The 6570-nt window shown below is 69.1% G+C and carries 6 protein-coding genes and 1 pseudogene; 5 read left to right on the top strand and 2 right to left on the bottom strand.

The window, feature by feature from the left end:
• Positions 1-189 (bottom strand): annotated as a pseudogene (locus DK254_RS34500) (4'-phosphopantetheinyl transferase); the annotation flags it as partial.
• Between the two features lie 375 nt (positions 190-564).
• Positions 565-1359, bottom strand: coding sequence for a dienelactone hydrolase family protein (locus tag DK254_RS06195; protein ID WP_109933088.1), 795 nt, complete (start codon positions 1357-1359; stop codon positions 565-567).
• 159 nt (positions 1360-1518) lie between these two features.
• On the opposite strand from DK254_RS06195, the gene DK254_RS06200 reads away from it, so the two are divergent.
• From DK254_RS06200 to DK254_RS06220, 5 genes are all read left to right on the top strand, one after another.
• Positions 1519-2190 carry a polysaccharide lyase family 7 protein gene (locus tag DK254_RS06200; RefSeq protein WP_089394626.1) on the top strand — a complete coding sequence of 224 codons (672 nt, stop codon included), beginning with the start codon at positions 1519-1521 and terminating at the stop codon, positions 2188-2190.
• A gap of 11 nt (positions 2191-2201) precedes the next feature.
• Positions 2202-3401 carry a lytic murein transglycosylase gene (locus DK254_RS06205; RefSeq protein ID WP_109933089.1) on the top strand — a complete coding sequence of 400 codons (1200 nt, stop codon included), beginning with the start codon at positions 2202-2204 and terminating at the stop codon, positions 3399-3401.
• 357 nt (positions 3402-3758) lie between these two features.
• Complete coding sequence (locus DK254_RS06210; RefSeq protein ID WP_109933090.1) at positions 3759-4364, top strand: outer membrane beta-barrel protein; 606 nt, start codon at positions 3759-3761, stop codon at positions 4362-4364.
• A 50-nt stretch (positions 4365-4414) separates the two neighbouring features.
• Positions 4415-5092, top strand: coding sequence for a response regulator (locus DK254_RS06215; RefSeq protein WP_089394853.1), 678 nt, complete (start codon positions 4415-4417; stop codon positions 5090-5092).
• Positions 5089-6432, top strand: coding sequence for an ATP-binding protein (locus tag DK254_RS06220; protein WP_109933091.1), 1344 nt, complete (start codon positions 5089-5091; stop codon positions 6430-6432). The genes DK254_RS06215 and DK254_RS06220 overlap by 4 nt, the downstream gene beginning before the upstream one ends.
• The last annotated feature ends 138 nt before the right edge of the window (positions 6433-6570 follow it).

Below are 6570 nucleotides of genomic sequence, written 5' to 3' on the forward strand. Positions count from 1 at the left end.
GAATTCGGCGCGGCGCTTGGCCACCGCGCGGCCGATATTCGGCGGCAGGTCCACGCCATGGCGGCCGAAGGCCTGGGCGTCGAGCTTCTGCGGCTGGAAGCGGCAACTGTGGAGGAGGGCGCCGGGCAGTGCCTGGGGCAGCGGCCAGTGCGCCTGGGGCGGGGTGAGGAAGTCGTCGGTGTCGAGCATGGCGGGGATTCTGCCCGGCCGCCGGACGCGGTGCCAGTGGATTCGTGTGGCGAGTGACCGTCCAGTCGCGTCCGGGCGGTCACGAAGCCTTTACATTCGCTTGCAAAGGTTTACCGAAGCGCTACGGATCGGCGCCCGGGGAATTTGCCACACTGCGCCTCGCGTTCCTTTGCCGGAACGCAGGTGAGGTTGTTGTCGGAGCCGCGTGCTCCGGCTTTTTCACAGATCGTGGCGGGAGCCCCTTTTCGGGCTCTCGTTTTTTTTTGCCCGGCCAAACGCCAACACCCTCGTAGGATGGGTTGAGCGAAGCGATACCCATCGCCACGACCGCATGGGTTTCGCAGGCTCAACCCATCCTGCGAAGAGCATCCAGCTTCAGTCAGCCTTCTGCTGGAAGATGTCCTTGAGGAAGGCCTGCAGGTCGGCCCAGGACTTCTGGTCGGCGGTCTTGTCGTAGCCCACGTCCAGGCCGTGGCCCTTGTGCTTGTCGGCGTCGGGGTTGGTGAAACTGTGCTTGGCGTTGGGCTGGACGACGAACCTGTAATCCACCTTGGCGGCGTCCATCTCCTGCTTGAAGGCGGCCACGCTGTCGGCCGGCACCAGGGTGTCGGCGCCGCCGTGCTCCACCAGCACCTTGGCGCTGACCGCGCCCGGCTGCGCCGGGGTGGCGGTGGCCAGCACCCCGTGGAAGCTGGCCACGCCCAGCAGCGGCAGGCCCTGGCGGGCCATGTCCAGCACCACCTTGCCGCCGAAGCAGTAGCCGATGGCGGCGATCTTCGCCGGGTCGGTCTGCGGCTGTTTCTTCAGCAGGTCCAGGCCGGCCTGGAAGCGCGCCTTGGCGGCGTCGGCGTTCTTCAGTGCCTCCTGCATGAAGGCCTGGGCCTGCTCGGGGTGCTCGGCCACCTTGCCCTCGCCGTACATGTCGATGGACAGCGCCGCGTAGCCCTGCGCGGCGAGGTCGCGGGCGCGTCGCTTGGCGTAGTCGTTCAGGCCCCACCATTCGTGGACCACGATGATCCCCGGGCGGATGCCGGCCTGGGCGTCGTCGTAGGCGAAGTAGCCGACCAGCTTGGTGCCGTCGGTGGCCTGGTAGGGGATTTCCTGGGTCTTGACCTCCGCCTGGGCGGCGAAGCCCAGGCCGAGCAGCAGCAGGGTGGCGAGCAGGCGCATGGGCGTTTTCTCCAGAGGGTGGACTGAAAAAGATAGCCGGTTGTGCGGCGGCGGTCGGATTTTCCCGGCGCAACCGCTCAAGCCCGCGGCATCGCGTGAAAGCCGCGGCGCCATCGGCTACCCTTGCCGGGCCAGTCAGCCGTGCGGGACCCACAACGGATGTTCGACCTCAGTACCTGGAACCTCACCCTCCCCGAAGGCCGCCCGGCCAGGACCATCTCCACCCCGGCGCTGCAGCGCGACTACCAGAGCCCGTACTTCCACCGCAGCATCGACGGCGTGGAGTTCTGGGTGCCGGTCAACGGCAGCCACACGCCCAACAGCGAGTTCCCGCGCACCGAACTGCGCGAGACGCGCAGCGACGGCACGCCCTACACCTGGCGCTACCCGAACGTCGACAGCCTGCTGCGCGCTACATTGAAGGTGGACGCGGTGCCCTCCATGCGCCGCATGGTGATCGGCCAGGTCCACAGCGACGGCGCCGGCAGCGGGGATGCCGCGCCGCTGCTGAAGCTGGTCTACCAGCTGCGCCTGGACCAGGGCCGGGTGCTGGCGCAGATCCGCGAGCGCCCGGGCGACGCCACCGCCATCACCTACACGGTGCTGGACGGCATCCCCCTGGGGCGCAGCTTCGACTACCGCATCGGCGTCTCGCGCACCGGCGTGCTGAGCATCGAGGTCAACGACCAGCGCCTGGTCCGCCAGCTCGACCCGCGGTGGGCGCGCCAGGGCCTGTACTTCAAGGCGGGGCTGTACCTGCAGGATAATCGCGGCCCCGCCAGCGAAGGCGGGCGGGCGACCTTCAGCGCCCTGTCGATCATGCACCGTTGAGGAACCGCCCCATGCTGCCTTCCCGAATCCTCCCGGCCCTGCTGCTCGCCGCCGGCCTGTCCCAGGCCCCGGGTGCCATGGCCGACGACTTCTCCGCCTGCCTCGCGCGCCTGCAGCCGCAGGCCGCCGCCAAGGGCGTGAGCGCCGCCGCCTACCAGCGCTACACCGGCGGCCTGGCGGCCGACCTCAGCGTGCTCGACCTGCTCAACGCCCAGCCGGAATTCGTCACCCCGCTGTGGGACTACCTGGCCGGCCTGGTGGACGATCAGCGCGTCGCCGATGGCAAGGCCATGCTGGCGAAGCACGCCGAGCTGTTCGAGCGCGTCGCCCGCCAGTACCGGGTGGACAAGTACACGGTGGCGGCGGTGTGGGGCGTGGAGAGCGACTTCGGCCGCATCACCGGCAAGCGCCCGCTGCTGGTCTCCCTCGGCACGCTGTCGTGCTACGGGCGGCGCCAGGCGTTCTTCCAGGGCGAGTTCTTCGCCACCCTCAAGCTGCTGCAGCAGGGCGACCTGCGCGATGCCGGCATCACCGGCTCCTGGGCCGGCGCCTTCGGCCAGACGCAGTTCATGCCCAGCACCTACGCGCGCATCGCCGAGGACTTCGATGGCGACGGCCACCGCGACCTGGTCAGCAGCGTGCCCGACGCCCTGGCCTCCACCGCCAACTACCTGCGCAAGGCCGGCTGGGTGCCGGGCGCGGCCTGGGGCTACGAGGTGAGGCTGCCGGCGAACTTCGCCGAATCCCAGGCCGGGCGCACCAAGCGGCGCACGGTGGCGGACTGGCAGGCCCTGGGCGTGAAGCGCATCGACGGCGCGCCGCTGCCGGCCGGCGACGCCCGCGCCGCCATCCTGCTGCCCACCGGCAAGGCCGGCCCGGCCTTTCTGGTGCTGCGCAACTACGACGCCATCTATTCCTACAACGCCGCCGAGAGCTACGCCCTGGCCATCGCCCTGCTGTCCGACCGCCTGCGCGGCGAGCCGGGCCTGCGCACCCCCTGGCCGACCGACGATCCGGGCCTGAGCCGCGCCCAGCGCAAGGAGCTGCAGCAACTGCTGCTGGCCCGCGGCCACGCCATCGGCGAGCCGGACGGGCTGATCGGCGACAACACCCGCCGCGCCATCCAGGCCGAGCAGCAACGCCTGGGCCTGCAACCGGCCGACGGCCGCGCCGGACAGAAGATCCTCAAGGCCCTGAAAGCGGCGCGCTGAACCGCCGCTTTTCGTAGGGCGAATAACCGTTCGCGGTTATCCGCCGATACACCGAGGCCGCAGCCAACGCCCAGGTCAACCCCGGAGCCGCCGGGCACCGAGGCCAAACGGCGGATAACGCCGTAGGCGTTATGCGCCCTACGGGTTGCCCCGTGTCGCCGTAGGATGGTGTTGAGCGAAGCGATACCCATCATCGCGGCCATATGGGTTCGCAAGGCTCAACCCATCCCACGGGGCCAAGGCACCGCGAGCCTTCCGTTCAGGCAAGGTTCAGCGGCCGGACAGGCTGCGTTCAGTGGCCGCCCCTTAACCTGCACTCCGTCAACCAGTTACAGACATCCCTGACGGAGAAACGCCATGAACATGCTGAAGCAGCTCACCCTCGCCACCGCCATCCTCGGCGCCACCGCGGGCCTCGCCCAGGCCTCGGAAAACTTCGCCGGCCTGACCTGGGGCGAAACCAGCAACAACATCCAGAAATCCGGCGCGCTGAACCGCAACCTCAACGATCCGAAGCTGGACAGCGTGATCAACAACAGCAGCACCTGGGGCGTGCGCGCCGGCCAGCAGAACGAGAACGGCCGCTACTACGCCACCTACGAGAACACCTCCGACACCTACCGCGGCCTGAAGCTGCGCCAGCAGAACCTGCTCGGCAGCTACGACGCCTTCCTGCCGCTGAACGACCAGGGCACCAAGGTCTTCGGCGGCGGCACCCTCGGCCTGACCAAGCTGGAGCAGGACTCCCGCGGCTACAGCCGCGACAGCGACATCGGCTACGCCATCGGCGCCCAGGCCGGTATCCTCCAGGACATCGGCAGGAACGCCTCGCTGGAAGGCGGCTATCGTTACCTGCGTACCAATGCCAGCACGGAGATGAGCCCCCACGGCGGCGACAAGGTCGGATCGCTGGACCTGCACAGCAGCTCGCAGCTCTACCTGGGCGCCAACTACCGGTTCTGACTGGCAGGGGGCCGGGCCCGCAGCCCGGCCCCGCATAAGGAGGAAGTTCCATGAAACTACTGGTGGTGGAAGATGAGGCGCTGTTGCGCCATCACCTGTACACCCGCCTCGGCGAACAGGGCCATGTGGTCGACGCCGTGGGCAATGCCGAAGAGGCCCTGTACCGGGCCGGCGAATACCATCACGACCTGGCGGTCATCGACCTGGGCCTGCCGGGCATGAGCGGCCTGGACCTGATCCGCGAGTTCCGCAGCCAGGGCAAGACCTTCCCGATCCTCATCCTCACCGCCCGCGGCAACTGGCAGGACAAGGTCGAGGGCCTGGCCGCCGGCGCCGACGACTACGTGGTCAAGCCGTTCCAGTTCGAGGAACTGGAGGCGCGCCTGAACGCCCTGCTGCGGCGTTCCAGCGGCTTCGTCCAGGCCACCATCGAGGCCGGCCCGCTGCTGCTGGACCTCAACCGCAAGCAGGCCACGGTGGACGGCCAGGCGCTGGGCCTGACCGCCTTCGAGTACCGCATCCTCGAATACCTCATGCGCCATCACCAGCAGGTGGTGAGCAAGGAGCGGCTGATCGAGCAGCTCTACCCGGACGACGACGAGCGCGATCCCAACGTCATCGAGGTGCTGGTCGGCCGCTTGCGGCGCAAGCTGGAGAGCCACGAGGGCTTCCGCCCGATCGACACCGTGCGCGGCCAGGGCTACCTGTTCACCGAGCGCTGCCGCTGATGCGCTCGCTGCGCCTGCGTCTGATGCTCGGGGCCGCGGCCCTGGCGATCCTGTTCATGCTGGCGCTGCTGCCGGCCCTGCAGCGGGCCTTCAGCATCGCCCTGGTGAATGCCATCCAGCAGCGCCTGGCCTCGGACGTCGCCACCCTGGTGTCTTCCGCGCGCATCGACGGCGACCGCCTGAGCATGCCCGAGCACCTGGCGGTGGAGGACTTCAACCTGCCGGAGTCCAAGCTGCTGGGCTACATCTACGACCGCGACGGGCAGATGGTCTGGCGCTCCACCTCGACCCAGGACGAGAGCGTGCAGTACGTGCCGCTGTACGACGGCGAGCCCGACGTCTTCACCCGCGCCCGCGACGACCATGGCAACGAGTTCTTCGTCTACGACGTGGAGATCGACCTGGTGGGCGGCAAGCAGGCCGCCTACAGCATCGTCACCATGCAGCCGGTGAGCGCCTTCCGCGAGCTGGTGCACGGCTTCCGCGAGCAGCTGTACATCTGGCTCGGCGGCGCGCTGTTGCTGCTGCTCGGGCTGCTCTGGCTCGGCCTGGGCTGGGGCTTCCGCTCCATGCGCGGGTTGCGCGAGGAACTGGACCAGATCGAGGCCGGCGAGCGCGAAAGCCTGAGCGACGAGCACCCCAGCGAGATGCTGCGCCTGACCGACTCCCTCAACCGCCTGCTGGCCAGCGAGCGCAGCCAGCGCGAGCGCTACCGCAACTCCCTGGCGGACCTGGCGCACAGCCTGAAGACGCCGCTGGCGGTGCTGCAGGGGGTGAGCGAGAACCTGGCCAACGCGCCGGGCAACCGCGAGCAGGTGCAGGTGCTGCAGAGCCAGATCGAGCGCATGAGCCAGCAGATCGGCTACCAGCTGCAGCGCGCCAGCCTGCGCAAGAGCGGCCTGGTGCGCCACCGCGTGCAGCTGGCGCCGCTGCTCGACACCCTGGCCGGCGCGCTGGAGAAGGTCTACCGCGACAAGCGGGTGATCCTCGAACGCGACTTCCCCGAGGGCCTGAGCCTGCCGCTGGAGCAGGGCGCCTTGCTGGAGCTGCTCGGCAACCTGCTGGAGAACGCCTACCGCCTGTGCCTGGCCCGCGTGCGCGTCAGCGCCCGCCAGCGGGACGGCGGCTACGAACTGCGGGTGGAGGACGACGGCCCGGGCATCCCGCCGGACCAGCGCCAGCGCATCCTCCAGCGCGGCGAGAGGCTGGACACCCAGCACCCGGGGCAGGGCATAGGCACGGCGGTGGTGAAGGACATCATCGACAGCTATGGCGGCAACCTGGCGCTGGACGACGCCGAGCTGGGCGGGGCCTGTTTCCGCATCTGGTTGCCGGGGTAGGTGTGTCGGAGCGCTCTTCATAGGAGCGAGGGGGACGCCTGGTTCTTGCTCGCGAACCGCATGGCACCGCGTTTGTTCGCGAGCAAGCTCGCTCCTACGGGGGAGAAATACCGTGTTTCCCGGCAACCTGTAGGAGCG

Source organism: Pseudomonas sp. RW407 (genome assembly GCF_003176655.1).
GTDB lineage: Bacteria > Pseudomonadota > Gammaproteobacteria > Pseudomonadales > Pseudomonadaceae > Pseudomonas > Pseudomonas delhiensis.